Origin of the sequence: Chryseobacterium panacisoli (genome assembly GCF_008274625.1) — a bacterium.
GTDB classification, from domain to species: Bacteria; Bacteroidota; Bacteroidia; order Flavobacteriales; family Weeksellaceae; genus Chryseobacterium; species Chryseobacterium panacisoli.
This window is the reverse complement of the sequence record NZ_VTRU01000002.1, coordinates 175,728-194,739: the sequence shown is the minus strand read 5'-3', so window position 1 is coordinate 194,739 and position 19,012 is coordinate 175,728. Positions and strand designations below refer to the sequence as shown.

The 19,012-nt window shown below is 37.1% G+C and carries 16 protein-coding genes; 9 read left to right on the top strand and 7 right to left on the bottom strand.

Annotated elements, in window-relative coordinates:
- Nucleotides 1-29 precede the first annotated feature (29 nt).
- The gene (gene hemE / locus FW781_RS11410) at nucleotides 30-1,061 is read left to right on the top strand and encodes a uroporphyrinogen decarboxylase (RefSeq protein WP_149387551.1); all 1,032 of its coding nucleotides are present in this window, start codon (nucleotides 30-32) and stop codon (nucleotides 1,059-1,061) included.
- Between the two features lie 87 nt (nucleotides 1,062-1,148).
- Here hemE and FW781_RS11405 read toward each other — a convergent pair whose 3' ends face one another.
- Nucleotides 1,149-1,973: a T9SS type A sorting domain-containing protein gene (locus FW781_RS11405; RefSeq protein WP_149387550.1), complete on the bottom strand. Its 825-nt coding sequence runs from the start codon at nucleotides 1,971-1,973 to the stop codon at nucleotides 1,149-1,151.
- 153 nt (nucleotides 1,974-2,126) lie between these two features.
- Here FW781_RS11405 and FW781_RS11400 point away from each other — a divergent pair, with 153 nt between their 5' ends.
- Nucleotides 2,127-2,252, top strand: a complete 126-nt coding sequence (locus FW781_RS11400; RefSeq protein ID WP_149387549.1) for a GNAT family acetyltransferase — start codon at nucleotides 2,127-2,129, stop codon at nucleotides 2,250-2,252.
- Nucleotides 2,253-2,309: 57 nt separating this feature from the next.
- Here the strand turns inward: FW781_RS11400 and FW781_RS11395 are convergent, their stop codons facing one another.
- From FW781_RS11395 to FW781_RS11375, 5 genes are all read right to left on the bottom strand, one after another.
- The gene (locus FW781_RS11395; protein WP_149387548.1) at nucleotides 2,310-3,530 is read right to left on the bottom strand and encodes an aminotransferase class V-fold PLP-dependent enzyme; all 1,221 of its coding nucleotides are present in this window, start codon (nucleotides 3,528-3,530) and stop codon (nucleotides 2,310-2,312) included.
- A 247-nt stretch (nucleotides 3,531-3,777) separates the two neighbouring features.
- Nucleotides 3,778-4,419 carry a 50S ribosomal protein L25/general stress protein Ctc gene (locus FW781_RS11390; RefSeq protein ID WP_149387547.1) on the bottom strand — a complete coding sequence of 214 codons (642 nt, stop codon included), beginning with the start codon at nucleotides 4,417-4,419 and terminating at the stop codon, nucleotides 3,778-3,780.
- 56 nt (nucleotides 4,420-4,475) lie between these two features.
- Nucleotides 4,476-5,414, bottom strand: a complete 939-nt coding sequence (locus FW781_RS11385; RefSeq protein ID WP_047380211.1) for a ribose-phosphate pyrophosphokinase — start codon at nucleotides 5,412-5,414, stop codon at nucleotides 4,476-4,478.
- Between the two features lie 85 nt (nucleotides 5,415-5,499).
- Entirely contained in the window at nucleotides 5,500-7,059 is a 1,560-nt protein-coding gene (locus FW781_RS11380; RefSeq protein WP_149387546.1) for an SGNH/GDSL hydrolase family protein, read from the bottom strand.
- 12 nt (nucleotides 7,060-7,071) lie between these two features.
- On the bottom strand, nucleotides 7,072-8,310 hold the full coding sequence (locus tag FW781_RS11375; protein WP_149387545.1) for an OmpP1/FadL family transporter: 1,239 nt from the start codon (nucleotides 8,308-8,310) through the stop codon (nucleotides 7,072-7,074).
- 438 nt (nucleotides 8,311-8,748) lie between these two features.
- Here FW781_RS11375 and FW781_RS11370 point away from each other — a divergent pair, with 438 nt between their 5' ends.
- The 6 genes from FW781_RS11370 to FW781_RS11345 all read left to right on the top strand — a co-directional run bounded on the left by FW781_RS11370 (nucleotide 8,749) and on the right by FW781_RS11345 (nucleotide 16,842).
- A complete protein-coding gene (locus FW781_RS11370; protein ID WP_149387544.1) occupies nucleotides 8,749-10,128 on the top strand; it encodes a PSP1 domain-containing protein in 1,380 nt (459 codons plus the stop codon).
- Nucleotides 10,121-10,585 carry a gliding motility lipoprotein GldH gene (locus tag FW781_RS11365; RefSeq protein ID WP_149387543.1) on the top strand — a complete coding sequence of 155 codons (465 nt, stop codon included), beginning with the start codon at nucleotides 10,121-10,123 and terminating at the stop codon, nucleotides 10,583-10,585. The genes FW781_RS11370 and FW781_RS11365 overlap by 8 nt, the downstream gene beginning before the upstream one ends.
- Before the next feature lie 6 nt (nucleotides 10,586-10,591).
- A complete protein-coding gene (locus FW781_RS11360) occupies nucleotides 10,592-12,970 on the top strand; it encodes a transglycosylase domain-containing protein (RefSeq protein ID WP_149387542.1) in 2,379 nt (792 codons plus the stop codon).
- A gap of 75 nt (nucleotides 12,971-13,045) precedes the next feature.
- Nucleotides 13,046-14,587 (top strand): protein adenylyltransferase SelO, encoded by a 1,542-nt coding sequence (locus FW781_RS11355; protein ID WP_149387541.1) that lies wholly within the window; start codon nucleotides 13,046-13,048, stop codon nucleotides 14,585-14,587.
- Nucleotides 14,588-14,673: 86 nt separating this feature from the next.
- Entirely contained in the window at nucleotides 14,674-15,489 is an 816-nt protein-coding gene (locus FW781_RS11350) for a T9SS type A sorting domain-containing protein (RefSeq protein WP_172625710.1), read from the top strand.
- A gap of 75 nt (nucleotides 15,490-15,564) precedes the next feature.
- A complete protein-coding gene (locus tag FW781_RS11345) occupies nucleotides 15,565-16,842 on the top strand; it encodes a DUF6080 domain-containing protein (protein WP_228720187.1) in 1,278 nt (425 codons plus the stop codon).
- Between the two features lie 56 nt (nucleotides 16,843-16,898).
- On the opposite strand, the gene FW781_RS11340 is transcribed toward FW781_RS11345, so the two are convergent.
- Nucleotides 16,899-17,456, bottom strand: a complete 558-nt coding sequence (locus FW781_RS11340; RefSeq protein WP_149387539.1) for an SPOR domain-containing protein — start codon at nucleotides 17,454-17,456, stop codon at nucleotides 16,899-16,901.
- Nucleotides 17,457-17,640: 184 nt separating this feature from the next.
- On the opposite strand from FW781_RS11340, the gene FW781_RS11335 reads away from it, so the two are divergent.
- On the top strand, nucleotides 17,641-18,999 hold the full coding sequence (locus tag FW781_RS11335) for a c-type cytochrome (protein ID WP_002982405.1): 1,359 nt from the start codon (nucleotides 17,641-17,643) through the stop codon (nucleotides 18,997-18,999).
- Nucleotides 19,000-19,012 lie beyond the last annotated feature (13 nt).

Here is a 19,012-nt window from a genome sequence, read left to right as displayed (position 1 = left end):
TTGCCGGTAATATTAGTTTACAATAGATTATGATAAAAAACGACCTATATTTAAAAGCACTTCGCGGAGAAACCGTTGAAAGACCTCCTGTCTGGATGATGAGGCAGGCTGGAAGATATCTGCCGGAATTCATTGCCTTGAGAGATCAGTATGATTTCTTTACAAGATGTCAGACCCCTGAACTTGCGGCTGAGATTACATTACAGCCTATCCGCAGATTTCCTTTGGATGCAGCGATTCTGTTTTCTGATATCTTGGTAGTGCCACAGGCAATGGGAATTGATTTCAAAATGAAAGAATCTGTTGGACCATGGTTAGATACTCCCATCAGAACAATGGAACAGGTTCAGAATATTGAAACTCCGGATGTGAATGATACTTTAGGCTACGTTTTTGATGCTATTGAACTTACTTTACAGAAACTGGACAATGAGATTCCATTGATTGGTTTTGCAGGTTCTCCATGGACCATTCTTTGTTATTGTGTAGAAGGAAAAGGAAGTAAAGCATTTGATATTGCAAAATCTTTCTGTTTCCAACAGCCTGAAGCTGCCCATTTATTACTGCAAAAAATTACAGATACTACGATTGCTTATTTAAAGAGAAAAGTAGAAAAAGGAGTTTCTGCAGTACAGGTTTTTGATTCATGGGGAGGAATGCTTTCTCCTACGGATTATCAGGAATTCTCGTGGCAATATATCAATCAGATTGTTGAAGCCTTAAGCCCGCTTACCCATGTAGTTGTATTTGGAAAGGGATGTTGGTTTGCACTGGAAGATATGACAATGTCTAAAGCTTCTGCTCTTGGTGTAGACTGGACTATAAAGCCGGAATTTGCAAGAACACTGACAAACCACACGATGACTTTACAGGGTAACTTTGATCCTGCAAGACTTCATTCCACTCCTGAGACGATCAAGAAAATGGTGAATGAAATGATCAACCGTTTCGGAAAAGACAGATATATTGCAAATCTAGGCCACGGAATTCTGCCGAATGTTCCTATTGAAAATGCTGAAGCATTCATCAGAGCGGTTGTAGACTGGAAACCGAATGTATAAGATTATTTCTTTTAAAAATATACAAAACCTTATAGGATATTCTATAAGGTTTTTTTGTATAATTAAGTTTACTATTTGATTCTAAGACTATTTCTTGACAATCTTCTTCTTCAGAACTTCTTTATTATTATTTGTGATCATGATAATATAAGCACCTTTAGGCATATCTGATAGATCATAGGTGTCAGATTCCTTATCAAATGTTTTTATAAGCTTCCCGGACATATCCACAACACTGACTTTTTCTACTTTATTTCGGGAATCAAGTTTAATATGAATATTATCCCCTGCCGGATTGGGATATATTTCTATATTATCTGAATGTGAAACCTCTGAAGCTGCCAGAACAGGCCCGCTTGTAATTTTCAAATTATCTACCACCACACCGTAAGAATAGTCACCAGCATCATCATAAATAAATCTTAGTTTAAAAGCCGGATTTGCATAGGGTGTCAAGTCTATATTTGTAGCAGCATCATAACTTGTTACCACATATGAAAAGGTATTAAAATCAAGATCCCATACCCCCGCTTCACCTGAAAAGGTAAAAACCTGAATCCAGGAAGTTCCATTGAAAACTTCAACTTTTAAAGTGGAATCAAGAACATCAATCATATTGGCATAATTAAACGACAGCTTTGGGTTTACAACTCCGGTAAGATTAATTACGGGAGAAATCAGTCTGGCATTCGTATTAATTCCGGTTGGCCCTGCATCATCATCATCAAAAAAAGCAGCTCCGCTGGGAAAACTTGCAAAACCATTTTGTGCTCCTACATTCCAGTTATAAGAGGTATCCGGATTTTCTACCGTCCATCCGGTCGGCAAAGCATTACCGTCAAAGTTTTCAGAAAAGACTTGAGCATCACACATTCCATAAATGGATAAAAAGAAGATAAATATTTTTTTCATAATAAAGCATTCTATGTTTACATAAAATTAAGAAATAATATATTATAAAAGCATAATTAAATATGAAAATCAATATGTTATAAAAACCTATCTAAAATCACTATTATTTTACTAATTATTTATATCTTTAAATTTAACCCTAAATCACATCATATGAAAAAACTAAACAAAGAAAAATTGAAAGGCATTATGGCAGGAGGAGAAATCTGCCTTGAATGTGCCATTGGCTATTATCAGGTTATTATTGACGGTAAATGCTATTGTGTTCCGATGGACTAATAAAAAAAGCAGCTCAACAGCTGCTTTTAATTTATATTATAAGGAATATAGTATTGATTAGCTCAACATTCGTTGTGCTTTTTTCACTCCTTCTACCAGAATATCAATTTCCTCGAAAGTATTATACACAGCAAAACTGGCTCTTACCGTTCCTGCAATATTAAAGAAGTTCATAATAGGTTGTGTACAATGGTGTCCTGTTCTTACAGCAATCCCCATTTTATCCAGGATCATTCCTACATCTGAGGCTATTCCTACCCCTTCAAGATTAAAGGAAACAACACCAGTTCTTTTTGCTTTTTCTCCATAGATTTTAATTCCTTCTATTTCCAAAAGCTGTCTCTGGGCATATTCCAATAAGGCATTTTCATGATTCTGAATGTTAGTATGCCCCACTCTGTTCATAAAATCCACAGCAGCTCCTAAAGCAATATTTCCGCCTACATTAGGTGTTCCTGCTTCATATTTAAATGGAAGACCTGCATAAGTAGTTCCTTCAAAAGAACATGTTGCAATCATCTCTCCTCCTCCATGGAATGGTGGTAAAGCTTCTAATATTTCACGTTTCCCATACAAAATACCCGTTCCCATGGGAGCATACATTTTATGACCTGAGAACACAAAGAAATCACAATCCAGCTTTTGTACATCAATATTGAAATGCGGAGCAGACTGTGCACCGTCAATCACAACATAAGCGTCTGTATTTTTTCTTGTTTTTGCAATAATTTCTTCAATAGGATTCACGATTCCCAATGCATTGGAAACCTGGTTTACAGAAACAACCTTTGTCTTTTCGCTTAAAAACTGATCAAAATGATCCATCTGAAGAATTCCGTTTTCATCAATAGGAATAACACGAAGTTTTGCTCCGGTTCTTTCACAAAGCATCTGCCATGGAACAATATTAGAATGGTGCTCCAGATAAGAAATAATAATTTCATCATCTTTCTGCAGTTTCTGTGTCAGAATATAAGCGATAAGGTTCAACCCTTCCGTTGTCCCTTTTGTAAAAATGACTTCAAAATCGTGTTCAGCATTGATGAATTTCTGAATCTTTCTTCTTGAAAGCTCCATTTCTTCCGTTGCCAGCTGGCTTAGGGTATGAATTCCTCTGTGAACGTTGGCATTAAGCTCTGTATAATATGCGTGACAGACTTCCAAAACCGAATTTGGCTTTTGAGATGTAGCTGCATTGTCCAGGTAAACCAATGGCTTACCATTCACTTCTCTGTCCAATATAGAAAACTGGCTTCTTATTTCCTGAATGTCAAACATTTATTTATTTTTTAAATTAACACGTTCTTATTTAGAACACTTCAAATTTACGGCTTTTTTTCCGAAAGGAAGCATGAGACTGAGAGCTGATAGTTGTCAGTTGATAGAAATACTCGATAGCATATAGTGAAGAAAGCTGATAAAACGATGCACTAAGATCATTGGTAAACCCCTTCATTATTTGACGCTGCACATAAAAAAACCCGTCAAAAAAATGACGGGTCTATATTGTTTAAATAAGCAATTCTTATTCTGCTGCAGTTTCTTCTGCCGGAGCTGCTCCTTCTTCAGTTGCAACTTCTTCTTCATCTTCATCATCCATTGCTGCTGCACCTCCTTTCATTGCATTTCTAGACATCTTAACAGCAACTACTACTGCATTGTCTGGGTGCATGAAAGAATATCCTTCTGTTTTGATACCACCGATGTAAAGTTTGTTACCAATTCTTAATGGAGTAACATCTACAACGACTTCGTCAGGTAGGTTAGCAGGGATAGCTTTTACTTTTAGTTTTCTGAAAGACTGACGTAAAACACCACCAGCTACAACACCTTTTGAACGTCCAGTAATTCTTACAGGAACCTCCATAACTACTGGCTTATCGTCAGATAGTTGGTAGAAGTCTATGTGAAGAATTTTGTCCGTGATTGGGTGAAACTGAATGTCCTGAAGAACAGCTGGAATTGTTTTTCCGTCAACCTCAATAGATACCGTGTGTGCTTCAGGAGTGTATACTAATCCTTTAAAAGCTTTCTCTTCAGCAGAGAAGTTTAAAGGTGCTTCACCTCCATAAACAACACAAGGAACTAATTCAGCATCACGTAAAGCTTTTGTAGACTTTTTGCCCACGTTTTCTCTTTTTGTACCTTGAATTGTAATAGATTTCATTTATAAAAAATTTAAAAAATTATTCTTATTTTAATTTGCAATCTGTTTAAAATCAATTAAATAACAAACTTACTGCTAATTGATTTATGCTCATGAACCATGGTCATAACATCTGCAAATAACGGGGCGCAAGATAGCACTTTTATTTTAGATGACAAATTATTTTTAACAGGAATTGAGTCAGTTACAATAACTTCCAATAATTTTGAGTTCTCAATATTATCGTAAGCTTTTCCTGAAAGCACTCCGTGAGTTGCCATAGCTCTTACTGTTTTCGCACCTTTTTCAATTAAGATATCTGCTGCTTTGCAAAGTGTTCCTGCAGTATCAATCATATCATCGATAAGGATTACGTTTTTACCTGTAACATCACCAATAAGGAACATTTCTTCTACAACATTTGCCTTTTTTCTTTCCTTATAAGCAATTACTACTTCAGCACCTAAGTGACCTGCATAGTTTTTAGCTCTTTTCGCACCTCCCATATCCGGAGAAGCAATAGTAAGGTTATCAAGATTTAAAGATCTGATATAATCTACGAAAATACTGGAAGCATACAAATGATCTACCGGAATTTCGAAGAATCCTTGAATCTGATCTGCATGAAGATCCATTGTCATTACTCTTGTTGCTCCTGCTGCTGTAAGAAGGTTTGCAACTAACTTAGCACCGATCGGCGCTCTTGGTTTGTCTTTTCTGTCCTGTCTGGCAAGTCCGAAGTAAGGAATTACAACGGTAATGCTCTTTGCAGAAGCTCTTTTCGCTGCATCAATCATTAGAAGAAGCTCCAAAAGATTGTCTGCAGGAGGGAATGTAGATCCAATTAGAAAAACTCTTCCTCCTCTTACAGATTCGTCCAAAACAGGCTCAAATTCCCCGTCGCTGAACTCCTGAAAGTTGATTTTCCCTAATTCTTTCCCATAATTCTGGGCAATTTTCTCTGCCAAGTCCCTGCTGGTTCTTGTACAAAATAGATAACTTAACTGATCGGCCATTTTTACTTTTTAAAAGATTTTGCAAATTTAAAAAAAAACCACAAGATTTACTCCTGTGGTTTCTAAGTTTTTATTTTATCAATTATTAAGGGAATTTAACTCCTGAATATTTGTTCGGATCTACCTGCGGAAGTGTAGACTTGTATTTCGCATTGATAGACTTAATAAATTCGTTGGCAACGACACCATATCCGCGACCTGTAAGGTGAACTCCATCTAGAGAGAAAGCTCCTCCTCTAACAAATGTTGCAGTATACTTTACTCCGTCAAATACAATTCCTGACTGTGAATTCAGTTCAAGCATCTTCGCATTAGCATCTACAAATGCAAGCCCATAAGAATCAGCAAGACCTTTTATAGAAGCATTATATGCGTTTGTAGCTGTTTTCACATAGCCCGCTTCTGTTTTTGTTAATACATGTTGGTTTTGTAATGGATAAGAAATTCCATAAATATTTACCGGAGACGGAACCATTGGTGCAGTACTTCCGATTACAGAACTTGTAGTAAGCAAAATATAATCATCTGCTGTAGCCTGTCTTGCCTGTCCAAAAATCTGTCCAAAAGCAGTAGCTGTAGGCAATCCTAAAGAAGGAGTAAGTGCTGCTGTAAGCTGAGCTGAAAGATCTGTCAGCGCAACATCCTTAATTAAAACAGGGTTTGGACCTGTTGCAGAAAGTAAATTAATTCTATCTCCAGCACCAAAAGCAGTAAGTGCCTGCTTCAAAGGACCATACAAACTTGTATTAAGAGTTGTCAGATTTGAACCCAAAAGCTCAGGTGTCAAAGGATTATAAGGCACTGTAGTAAAGAAAGGTACTGAAGTAACAGAAGGAATATTAGCAATAACTCCTTTTGTTGTTCCTACACTTTTAAGACCATCTAAAACCGCCTTAATAGATCCGGCAACCAGTGCAGGATCAGAGATGTCATTTGATTTATAAGTTGTAGGATTTGTATTTCCTGACTGAACCGTAGCAATTGAATAGGTTGTAACTCCTCCTACAGTCTGAGAGTTTGTTCCTCCGTTGGTAGCATATGACAATACATCATTATTTCCTATCCAAAGAGAGAAGAACGTTGCTTTCTGAGTCATAGCATCAGCCAGCACACTTGTTGTAGCAGAAGAAGCAAACCTTACGAAATAAGGATTGGCCGTTCCTGTTGCAAGACCCGCTTGGCTACCATATCCAGGAGCTACTAAGTGGAATGACTTCGCACCAGGAACCCCCATATTATTATAAGTACCTCCACCGGACAATACATCTAGTGCTGCCGCTGCTCCACTTGGCACAGGAGCTAAAGATCCATTAACTACCTGAAGAGTTAATTTGCCAGGGAAACCAGGAAGATTATTGAACCCTCCTATATCATTAGGCATCAAAGGTTGTTTAAAGTCTCCTCCACCAGCAAGTTTCATCTGTGCGGCGATCATACTTGGATAAGATTCATTTTGGCCGCTGCTATACAGTGCACCATCACGATATCCTGAAGTAAGGGAGTTTCCTAACGATATATATTTTGAAAAGTCTGCGTCTCCTTTTGTTACCGGGATATCTTTCACATCCGTATCGAAATCCGTATTACAGCTTACTGTAAAAAGAAGTGCAGAAACTGCAATTGTCGATATTATAATTTTTTTCATAGTCTTCTAAAATTAAAATGGATTATAAGAGAAACCTAGACCAAAGTAGAAAGCTGTTGCTTTTGACTGTCCGTTAAGCCCTATATTAACATTGTTTACCTTTCTGTACTGAGGCATTGCATATCCTCCGGCAACATCAATTCCGAACTGCTTCAGCTTGAAGCCCACACCACCTGTAACCACATAGGTATCATATGAAGGTGTTTCCGGAATGAAGTTATCTGTTGTATAAGGTGCTTCATCATAATAAGCTCCCAGACGTCCATAGATCATATCAGTGAACGCATACTGAGTTCCCAGTCTGAATGTTTTGGAGTTTCTGAAGTTTTTAGGATTGGTAAGAATAGTAGGATCCGATGGGTTGTTTCCAATAGGAGCATTCTCGAAATCTAAAGTAAGTTTACTGTATCTTTCCCATCCATGATAGTTAAAGTCTGCAGAAACCTGCCATTTTGGTGTCACTTTATAGGTTAAACCAATTGTATATTCTTCAACCAATGGAAGAACTGCCGAGAAACCATCTTGTCCTGCAGCATTCAGCTTCAGCTGTGTATAAACCGATTGTGATGGAAACTGGAATGTAGCCGTTCCGCTTTTAGCTTTCATATCTATTGCTGAGCGGTAGGCAATACTTATGTCCAATTTCGGATCAGGTCTGAAATAGAAACCAAATCCGTATCCATGTCCGGTTGCATTTTCGTCATTAATATTAACTTTCCCGTCGAATTGCGTTACTGCCTTGTCCCAATCTACTTTTCCTCTTGCATAGATGTAGCTAGCACCAAAAGACACCCAAGGAGCAAGTTTTACAGAGACCATTGGCTGGAAATAGAAACTTTTCAGTTCCATTTTCTGAACCAATTCTTTACCTTCCCAGTTTTCAGGCCATTTTATTGTACTACCAAAAGGCGTTGTAACACTAAGACCTACCGTAAGTTTCTCTATTGGTCTATAAGTAATCGCCGCATAGAAAGGAGTCCCTATAGGGTTATCTGTTTCTGCACTTTGTAAAGTATTGAAGTTTTGAAAAGTAACTTTATTACTTGCACCAAACCCTCCTGCCACTACACTCAGTTTGGAAGGGATAAATGACATACCCGCAGGGTTAAAGAATGTCACACTCGCGTCTTCGGCATGAGCACTAGTATGCGCCATTGCCAATTGTTTTACCCCTTGCAGGGAAACTCTGAAGCCTCCTGCGTAAGATAGAACGCCCGCCAATAAAGCAGTTGATACTAATATTTTTTTCATAGACTATTATTATATAAGCCAAATATAAAATTATTTTGAATACGTCTGTTAATATTTGCTAATATTTTAAACAATATCCTAAAAGAAAACTATGTTTAAAATAACACCTTCAAATAAACAAAAGCCAAATTTTTAATTATTAAGCATTTAAAAACATTTAAAAAGAACCAATATATCGCTGTTTAACTTTAAACAAACGTTTAACTTTCAAAATATCTTATCTCAAAAATTCAGAATTGGGAATCAAATGATAATAAATGTTAAAGTTAAAAAATCTCTTTTCCAACTATTTCCTCTATAACAGGCTTCTTTCAGTCTCCAGCTTTCATTCTTGCTTAAAATACATGAATGTTTTATTCCGAATTCAGGTTATTTAAGTATTTTAGAATTGCATAAAGATAAAAATACATAAATTTGCAGATTATAAATAATAGTAATATGAGTTGTGGATGTAAAACATCCGGCGATTCTGCACATTCTTGCGGCCCTAAGAAAACCGCAAATGGCTGTGAAAGTGTAAATACCTGCGGGAATAGTTATAAATTAAGTGTTTTTGACTGGCTTTCTGACATCAACAATCCGGCACCTAACAGGTGTGATTTTGTAGAAGTTAGATTTAAAAATGACAGGAAATCTTTTTATAAGAATGTAAATAATATTCCTTTACATATTGGTAGCGTAATTACAGTAGAATCAAGTCCGGGACACGATGTAGGCGTTGTAAGCCTTACGGGAGAATTAGTAAAAATTCAGATGAAAAAGAAAAAATTTTCTGAAGAATTGGCACTCAAAATATACAGACAGGCCAACCAAAAAGATCTTGAGGTATGGCAGGAAGCAAGAAAAAAAGAGGACGGCGTAAAGCTTGAAGCAAGAAAAATTGCTCAGAGAATAGGCCTTGAAATGAAAGTTACTGATGTGGAATACCAGGGTGACTCTTCAAAAATCACCTTTTATTATACCGCTGAAAACCGAGTGGATTTCAGACAGTTAATTAAAGATTATGCCGGAGCATTCCGTACCAAGATCGATATGAAACAAATCGGTTTCAGACAGGAAGCTGCAAAGGTAGGTGGAATTGGATCTTGCGGACGTGAACTTTGCTGTTCTACATGGCTTACGGATTTCAGATCAGTAAACACCAATGTTGCAAGATATCAGCAACTGAGTATTAATCCTCAAAAGCTGGCCGGACAATGTGGGAAACTTAAATGCTGTCTTAATTATGAGCTTGACAGCTATTTGGACGCATTAAGCAATTTTCCTTCTTCCTCAACCACTTTAGAGACAGAGAAAGGAAAAGCATTTTGTATCAAAATTGATGTTTTCAAAAAGAAAATGTGGTTTGCTTACGTTGACAGCTCAATGGCATGGTATGATTTTGATATCGACCTTGTTAAAAAACTGATTTCAAAAAATAAAAGAGGAGAAAAAATACTTCCTCTGGAAGACTTGAAACAACCAGAAGCTTCCGCTCAAAATATTGATTTGATTCAGGAAAACAGTGTGGATCGTTTTGAAAAGAAAAACAGAGGAAACAGGAACAGAAACAATCAGAATAAGCAAAACAATCACCAACAGGGACAACAAGGCCAGCCACAAGGGCAAAAAAGAAACAGACCGGAAAGATCTGAAAAACCCGAAAACCCTAATGCTCAATCTGGAAACCAGCCAAGACCTCAAAAACAACATCCTCAGCAAAAAGGGCCTGTGGAAAAAGCAGAAGGCAATTCTGACGCTGACAACAAGCCACAAAGCAACCCGAACAAGAAGAAATTTAAAAAGAAATATCCTCCAAAAAAAGATAATAATGCATAAAATTTTAGGATTATTTTCCCTTATCCTTTTCTTTAGCTGTAACTCTTCCTCAGGAGGAGATGTCATCATGAATTCCGTTGACAACAAATGGAATAAGAAAAATGAGCAAAAATTTAATCTTGAAATTTCAGATCCGCAGAATCCTAAAAATATTATATTTGTTGTAAGAAACAACAATAGTTATCCTTACAGCAATATAAGATTCATTGTGAATTTCACCAATCTCCAGAACAAAAAAAAGGAAACTGATACCTTGAATTATGTACTGGCAAAACCCAATGGAGAATGGCTTGGTACAGGCTTTGGTGATACAAAGGAAACTTTGTTTCAGTATAAACTGAAATATCAGTTTCCGGGAAAAGGAAAATATGAAATCGGTCTGACTCAGGCAATGAGAAATGACAACCTTTCGGGAATTGAGGATATTGGGGTAAAAATAGAAACGGCTAAACCGTAACCATACATGGAAGAAAACAAAAAAAATGCAGGAAATAAGGGGAAAACATTTCCCCTGCCTCCTAAAAAAAAGAAAGATACCTCCTGGAGAAAATGGGTTTCATTTATTTGGATTGGACTCGTTGCGGTAGTTTTGGGAATTTCAGGACTTTTCTTTGCAGTTTCTCAAGGATTTCTTGGGGAAATGCCTGATGTAAAAGAACTTGAAAACCCTGATATCTTTGTCGCTTCAGAAATTATTTCTTCAGACGGAGTGATGCTGGGTAAATTCGAAAAGGAAAAAACACAGCCTATCGTTTATAAGGATCTTCCTCCTTACCTTATCTATGCCCTTCAGGCTAAAGAAGATGAGCGTTTCAAAGAACATTCGGGAATCGACTTATATTCTATTGCCAGAGCCGTGGCATATGGCGGCGGCCGTGGTGGTGGTTCTACGATTACCCAGCAGCTGGCAAAACTTCTTTTCACAGGAAATGCTTCTCAAAATAAAGTTGAAAGAGCATTCCAGAAATTAAAAGAATGGGTAGTAGCAGTAAGCCTTGAGAAAAGATATACTAAAGAAGAAATTGTCACTCTTTATTTCAATAAATTTGATTTCCTTTTCAACGCTAACGGTATTGAAATGGCTTCCAGAGTTTATTTTAACAAAAAGACTTCGGAACTTACATTACCTGAAGCGGCAACCTTTGTAGCAATGCTTGAAAATCCAAGAAAAAATAATCCTTACAGATACCCTGAAAAGGCAAAAGAAAGAAGGAATGTTGTATTGGATCAGATGCAGAAAACCGGATATATTGATGCTGCCACTTATGAAAAAGCAGCCAACACTCCTATCGAAGTAGACTTCCATCCTATTAAAAGTATCACTGACGGATATTCGGCTTATTACAAATTCTATCTGAGAAAAGAGATTGATAAATATCTTGAAACTCATGAAAAAGAAACCGGCAAAAAACTTAACCTTTACAAAGACGGTTTAAAAATATATGTTACTCTTGATTCTAAGATGCAGAAGTATGCAGAAGAATCAATCAAAGAACACTTAACGGATCTTCAAAAAAGATTTGACGCAGAACAAAGAGGAAGAAAGAACAGACCTTTCTACTATCTTAATGATAAACAGATCAAAGATGTGATGCTTCAGGCTATGAAAAGAACCGGACGATACAAGCTGTTAAAAGCTGACGGGATGCCGGAAGACTCCATTATGATGGAATTCAAAAAGCCAATCAAAACTTCAAGATTCACTTGGAATGGCGAAGAAGAAGTTGAAATGTCTCCTTGGGATTCTATCAGATACCACAAACAAATTGCACAGGCAGGTCTGATGTCTATGGTTCCGGGAACCGGGGAGATCAAAGCCTGGGTAGGAGGTATTGACTGGCAGCATTTCCAGTATGACCATATCAAACAAGGGAAAAGACAGGTAGGATCTACCTTCAAACCTTTCGTGTATGCCACTGCGATCATGAAACTGGGAATGACTCCTTGTTCGGCTGTTTCTAACGGAACTTATGATCATAACGGATGGCATGTACCGGGAAGAGGAGGAATGCTTACTTTAAAAGATGCATTGGCACACTCTCAAAACCCTGTTGCTGCAAGACTTATTGAAATGACAGGAGTAGATGCTGTTATCCAGACCGCAAGAGATCTGGGTGTAACAGAAGATATTCCGAGAAACAATACAATCGCTTTAGGTTCATCCGACATTACTATTTATGAAATGCTTGGTGCTTACAGTACTTTCGCCAACTATGGTAACCACAATAAGCCGGAAATGATCTGGAGAATTGAAGATGCCAACGGTAGGGTAATCAAGGAAGTAAATGTAGAACCAAAAGAGGTTATGAACCCAATGTATGCCTACACCATGATTGAACTGATGAAAGGGGTTGCACAATACGGAACCGCTTCCGGAGAGCTGGGAAGAAGAGGAATTTCAAAAGCAGTAGAAATTGCTGCTAAAACAGGAACAACTCAGAACAACTCCGACGGATGGTTTATGGGAATTACGCCAAAGCTGGCAACCGGAGCATGGGTTGGATGGGAAGACAGAGCAACTCACTTCTTTGGAACCGGTGAAGGTCAGGGTGCAAAAATGGCATTGCCGATCTGGGCAATTTTCATGAAGAAAGTATGGGCAGATAAAAGCTTAGGAATTACTCCTGATGATAAGTTTGTTAAACCTTCCGATTGGAAAGACGGCTGTTCAAACCTTAAAGGATTAAGCGGAGGATATGGAGATGACGGAAGTCTTCAGACGATCGATGAGATCAAAAATCCAAGACCGGCAGATCCTACGCCTAAAAAACCAACAGAAAAGAAAGAGGACAACATCAATGAAAATCTTCATTCCAATGATGAAGTAGATTTCAATAAATAAATTCTCTTTTAGAAATACACAAGACCTTTCAATAATTTGGAAGGTCTTTTCTTTTATAATTAATACCTTTGAAGCATGAATATCGAACGTATCAGACAACCATTTATCGAGAATTTCCCAGGTGATTTTTCAAACAACCCTATGCAGAGAAACACCCCAAAGGTTTTATTTGCTACCATCAAACCTGCTGGTTTTAACCAACCTGAATTGATTGCTTTTAATGAAATCCTGTCCAAAGAAATAGGATTGGGAAAATTTGAAGATAAAGATCTGGACTTTCTGGTGGGAAATAACCTCCCGGAAAACGTTAAAACCTATGCTACAGCTTATGCAGGACATCAATTTGGAAACTGGGCAGGACAACTCGGAGACGGAAGAGCAATACTTGCAGGTGAAATCACAAATGAAGCCGGGAAAAAGACAGAAATCCAATGGAAAGGTGCAGGAGCAACTCCTTATTCCAGACATGCTGACGGAAGAGCCGTATTGAGGTCTTCTGTAAGGGAATATTTGATGAGTGAGGCGATGCATCATTTGGGAGTTCCTACAACAAGAGCACTCAGTCTGGCTTTTACGGGCGAAGACGTAATGCGTGATATTATGTACAGCGGAAATCCTCAGCTTGAAAAAGGAGCAGTAGTTATCAGAACCGCTGAAAGCTTCCTGCGCTTTGGACATTTTGAGCTGATGTCTGCTCAAAGAGAATACAACAGTCTGCAGGAACTTGCCGATTTTACCATTGAAAATTATTTTCCGGAAATCACATCATCAGACAGTCAGAGATACAGAGATTTCTTTCAAAATATCTGTACCCGTACCGCAGACTTAATGGTGGAATGGTTCAGAGTAGGATTTGTACATGGAGTGATGAATACGGACAACATGTCTGTTCTGGGATTAACTATTGATTATGGACCTTACTCCATGATGGATGAATACGATTTGAATTTCACCCCTAATACCACAGACCTTCCGGGAAGAAGATACGCATTCGGAAAACAGGGACAGATTGCCCAATGGAATCTTTGGCAGCTTGCTAATGCCCTTCATCCCTTAATTAAAGATGAAAAGTTTTTAGAAGACACTTTAAATAATTTTGGAACGTATTTCTGGGAGGCTCATGACCAGATGCTTTGTAAAAAATTCGGATTTGATCAGCTTCAAAAAGAAGATGAGGATTTTTTCACCAACTGGCAGGGATTAATGCAGGAACTTCAGCTAGACTACACCCTGTTTTTCAGTCAACTGCAAAAAATAACTCCGGAGACTGACATAAAAGAACATTTTAAAAAGGTTTCTTATAACCTTTTGAATGATCAAATGCTGGAAAAACTTAATAATTTCATTAAGAGTTATAAAGCAAGGTTAGATTTAAATTCTATATCAAAAGAGGCTTCATTAGCCCTGATGGAAAAGACAAACCCAAAATTCATCCTGAGAAACTATCTTCTTTACGAATGCATTGAAGAGATCAGTAACGGCAAAAAAGAAATGCTGGAAAAACTCACCAAAGCTTTACAATTTCCTTATCAGGAAATATACCCTGAGTTCTCTGTAAAAAGACCATCCGGCTACGATGACACTGCGGGATGCTCAACCCTTTCATGCAGCTCATAAATAATAAATATTCACAAATAGCACAAAAAAAAGTAATTATTTTCATTTTTTTATTACATTTACTAACAACTTCAAAACCAAAACAAATGAAAACAAAATTACTATTCATGTTCTTAGTCTCTTTCATATTTGGGAATGCACAAATTCTCTCAGAGACTTTCCAAGGTACGACATTTCCTCCTACAGGATGGACAACAGGCACAAATGTAGCATCCAGACCCTGGGGTTTTACAACAACTATCTTCAATGCATCCGGACAGCTTACATTTAATATCACGGGAGGAAAATCTGCAGGGATCGGATGGATCGCCCAAGCACAGGACGCTCATTTAACAAGTCCTTCTTTCAGCTTAGTAGGAACAACAAACCCAGTACTGAAATTTAATGCCAAAATAGGCTATGAATACATGGTTGATCCCAACCCTAACGGAGACTTAAAAGTAGAAGTATCCACAGACGGAGGAACTACATGGAACCAGGTATGGGTTGAAGAAGACTATGGATTCTTTATTGATTATGAAACATTGGCAATTACAGTGAGTTTAACTCCTTATGCCGGGCAGGCAAATGTTAAATTCAGATTCCATTATGTTGCTAATGATGCAGACAGCCTTTCAATAGATGATGTACAGGTTTTATCAAGTGCTACACTATCTACCCAGGAAACAAGTGCTAAAGCTAAAGATATCACTGATATCTATCCAAACCCAACAAGAGGAGAAATCAACATCAAAACAGATAAAAAAATCAAATCTGCTACCGTAATTGATGCGAGCGGAAAATCTGTATTCAATAATACTTCTGAAAGATTAGATATCTCTTCACTTCCAAAAGGAAACTACCTATTAAAAGTAGACTTCTCTGACGGAACTTCGAAAACAGAAAAAGTAATCAAACAATAACAACGTTTATACAATCTTTACACAACCACCAGCTTTGGTGGTTTTTTTATTTTACTTTTGCAAAAAATCTGACACGTGTCTTTTATCAAAACAAAAATCATCAATTTCTTTAAATTGATTTTCCCTTCCACTTACACCGAACTGGCAGTTTTTCTCTTTTTTATGACCTGCTATGGAATTTTAGGCTCATATATTGCCCTTCATTACAGGATTATATTTGACAGCAGAATTCCATGGGATGCATATTTCAGTTTTGATAACAAATCTATCCTTATGACAGGAGGAAGCTTTGAAAGACACCCTCTATCCTATTATTTTTTCAATTGGGTAAGAGAATTTTCATTATTCATTTCGGGCGGAAAAATGGATGCCAACTTCAGGCTTACACTGGCCTGGCTCAGCAATATCATCATCAGCTTAAACATTGTTCAGGTTTTTAAATATTTAAAGAACATTATCTGTCTCCCACTATGGTTAAGTGGCTTAATCATTTTGTTTTTTGGAGTTTTTTCAACCAATATCATATTGTCCTTTACTCCGGAAAACTTCACCTATACCCTGTTTTTACTCTCGTTATACAATTATTATTCAGCTATAAAACTCAGAAAGGAAGAAAAAACACCTGCAATTGCTCTTTCGCTTGCAGGAATTACCATCGGCGGGCTTACGATTACCAATTTTGTAAAAGTTTTTATTCCCCTCCTTTTTGAAAAAAATCTTTTCAGAGACTGGAAAAAATTCGGAAATGCAGTGTTTAGGATAACTGTTGCCGTAATTTGTTTTGTACTGCTTTATTTGAACAGAATTGATTTTAAATATCAGAATATTTTTTCCAAGACCAACCAGCAGTACGAAAAATTCTCTAATGTAGAGTCAATGCCGACCTGGGATATGATTCTTTCTTTCTTTTTCGGAGGTAATATTCTTTTTCCGGGATTTATTATTTCGGATAAACACAATATGAAGGGATTCGACTTCAAAGGGCTTTATATGGACCTTTATTCTTCTCCTTTTCCTTACTTTTTTATAGCCATATTATTGGTTCTGATTATTTGGAGTTATTTTAAAAATTTCAAAAATAAATGGGTTCAGGTTATTGCCATTTCTTTTTTCGTTGACATTGTAATCCATTGTGTGATGAGATTTGGACTTCATACTTCATCTATCTATGGAGGACATTTTGTTTTCGTGTACCCACTTCTTTTGGGATGGCTTTTTTATGCCTACAGATCGTCCCCGAAAATAATGTCAGTTTTAACATTAACTGTGATCTCATTATTTGTTTATCTACTGGCCAACAATTTATTTCGAATGGCTGAATTTTTCTGGTTTATGGAAACCTATTACCAATAAAAAAAGCTGAGAAAATTTCTCAGCTTTTTTGTTTTTATGTTGAAATGAATTCAATTCTATTTTGCTTCCGCACAGAAAATTCTGTACTGTACGGCTACTGCAGATTTGAAATACTCTCTGATTCTCGAAAGATCACTCGCTGCACTTTGTTTTGTGAAATAACTTCCTGCCAAAATCTTGTAGTTAGGTCTTAAAGAAGCATCCGTCTCCACTTTAAGATTAGGGAATCTTTTTCTGAAATAAGACTTTACTTCATTGGCTTCTTCATTACTTTTCACAGTGGTAATCTGAATTTTAAAACCTAAAATTCTAGGATTCTTCTTGCAGATTTCAGCATTGGTAAGTTCTCTGCTCGGCACAAAAATCTTTGGAGGTTTTGTATTGATCCCTGTAGAAACTCCAATATCATTAGATCCGGAATCTTTGGGATAATTTGCAGGAGTAACTTTAGCACATTTTCCTTCAATTCCTTCCAAGGCTGCATTTATTTTAGAATCCATTGTCATAACAAGTTCAGTACCCGAAAGGGTATCTTTTTTAACAACTTGCTGGGCTTCAATACTATAAAAACCAAATAGTGATAATATCGAAAATATTTTAATCAAATTTTTCATTTAAACTTGTTTTCGCAAATTTATACAAATTAAAAAACTATACCAAACTGGTTATTTAGAATCAATACAAATTAAACGTAAATGATATTTTCCCCTTTCGCTTTACCGTTAAATTCCTGTTAAAAATATTATTTTTGCCGAATTGATTGAATGTTCAATAATTTACTAACATAAGATAATTTAAATGATTAGTTGGAGAAAGCATTATAAAAAAACGTTGATCGCAATAGGCTTATTGCTATCAACCAGTGCTTCATTTTACGGGCAAGACGGCGATCCTAAAAACGGAGAGAAACTTTTCAAAGCGAATTGTACTGCATGTCACGCGCTGGACAAACAAGTTGTTGGACCACCATTAAAGGGGGTTGTAGAACGAGTAAAGACAGAAGGTGGTGTAGACAAAGATTGGCTTCACAAGTGGATCAAAGACAACAAAGCTCTGAGAGCTTCTGGGGATAAATACGCCAATGAGATTTTTGAAAAGTTTAATAAGACTGAAATGCAGGTCTTTCCAAATCTTACAGATAAGGATATTGACGACATTTTAGCTTTCACGACTAATCCTCCTGCTCCGGAAGAGAAAAAGCCGGAAGCAACTCCTGCAACTGACGCTACTGCGGCAGCACCTGCAGACAAAACTACTACAAACGTTGTTATCATTTCACTTTTAGCGATCGCAGCTTTACTGGTTTGGATCTTGGTAAAACTAAGACAATTGGTAAAACTGGGTCAATCTGAAGACTTAGCTGGACTTAACGAAACAAGAGTTCGTTCTTTCAGTGAAATGTATGAGAAGTTCCACTACATTGGTAAAGGTTTATTAGCAATCCTTGCTATTTTAGCCGCTTATGGAGTATGGAACTGGTTGATGTGGATTGGGGTTTACAAAGGGTACAAGCCTGAGCAGCCTATCTACTTCTCTCACAAAATTCACGCTGGAGAACAGAAAATTGACTGTCAGCTATGTCACTCTAGTGCTAAATACGGAAAAGTATCTGAAATTCCTTCTATGAACGTTTGTATGAACTGTCACAGAACAATTTCTGAATACAACGCAGATCACTACATGGAGCCAGGAAAAGATAAGGCATTCTATGACGGAGAAATCCAGAAGATCTACGCTGCGACAGGTTGGGATCCTGCAAAACAACAGTACACAGGAAAAACACAACCGGTTGAATGGACAAGAATCCACAACATGCCAGACTTCGTTTACTTCAACCACTCTCAGCACGTAATTGCTGGAGAACAAGCGATCATCAATTCTTTCAATAAAAAGAATCCTAACAACAAAATTGATGTTGTATGTAAAGCTTGTCACGGTAAAATTGATACAATGAATGTTGTTCAAATGGCTAACGACTTTACTATGGGATGGTGTATCGAGTGCCACAGAACGACTGAGGTTGATATGAACAACGGTTATAATAAAGAGTACTTCAAAAATCTACATGACAAGTTGAAAAAACAATATCCACAAGATGGAGGTAAGATCACTGTAGATGCAATTGGAGGTCTTGAGTGTGGTAAATGTCATTATTAATAACTAAAAAATT

Bases quoted from the DNA above. Each gene is read 5' to 3' on its own strand.
- FW781_RS11340 (WP_149387539.1), bottom strand. From the start codon at position 17,456: ATGAAAAATTTGATTAAAATATTTTCGATATTATCACTATTTGGTTTT.
- FW781_RS11395 (WP_149387548.1), bottom strand. From the start codon at position 3,530: ATGTTTGACATTCAGGAAATAAGAAGCCAGTTTTCTATATTGGACAGA.
- FW781_RS11400 (WP_149387549.1), top strand. From the start codon at position 2,127: ATGAAAAAACTAAACAAAGAAAAATTGAAAGGCATTATGGCAGGAGGA.
- FW781_RS11405 (WP_149387550.1), bottom strand. From the start codon at position 1,973: ATGAAAAAAATATTTATCTTCTTTTTATCCATTTATGGAATGTGTGAT.
- FW781_RS11360 (WP_149387542.1), top strand. From the start codon at position 10,592: ATGGAAGAAAACAAAAAAAATGCAGGAAATAAGGGGAAAACATTTCCC.
- FW781_RS11380 (WP_149387546.1), bottom strand. From the start codon at position 7,059: ATGAAAAAAATTATAATATCGACAATTGCAGTTTCTGCACTTCTTTTT.
- FW781_RS11370 (WP_149387544.1), top strand. From the start codon at position 8,749: ATGAGTTGTGGATGTAAAACATCCGGCGATTCTGCACATTCTTGCGGC.
- FW781_RS11365 (WP_149387543.1), top strand. From the start codon at position 10,121: ATGCATAAAATTTTAGGATTATTTTCCCTTATCCTTTTCTTTAGCTGT.
- FW781_RS11335 (WP_002982405.1), top strand. From the start codon at position 17,641: ATGATTAGTTGGAGAAAGCATTATAAAAAAACGTTGATCGCAATAGGC.
- FW781_RS11375 (WP_149387545.1), bottom strand. From the start codon at position 8,310: ATGAAAAAAATATTAGTATCAACTGCTTTATTGGCGGGCGTTCTATCT.
- FW781_RS11355 (WP_149387541.1), top strand. From the start codon at position 13,046: ATGAATATCGAACGTATCAGACAACCATTTATCGAGAATTTCCCAGGT.
- FW781_RS11350 (WP_172625710.1), top strand. From the start codon at position 14,674: ATGAAAACAAAATTACTATTCATGTTCTTAGTCTCTTTCATATTTGGG.
- hemE (WP_149387551.1), top strand. From the start codon at position 30: ATGATAAAAAACGACCTATATTTAAAAGCACTTCGCGGAGAAACCGTT.
- FW781_RS11385 (WP_047380211.1), bottom strand. From the start codon at position 5,414: ATGGCCGATCAGTTAAGTTATCTATTTTGTACAAGAACCAGCAGGGAC.
- FW781_RS11390 (WP_149387547.1), bottom strand. From the start codon at position 4,419: ATGAAATCTATTACAATTCAAGGTACAAAAAGAGAAAACGTGGGCAAA.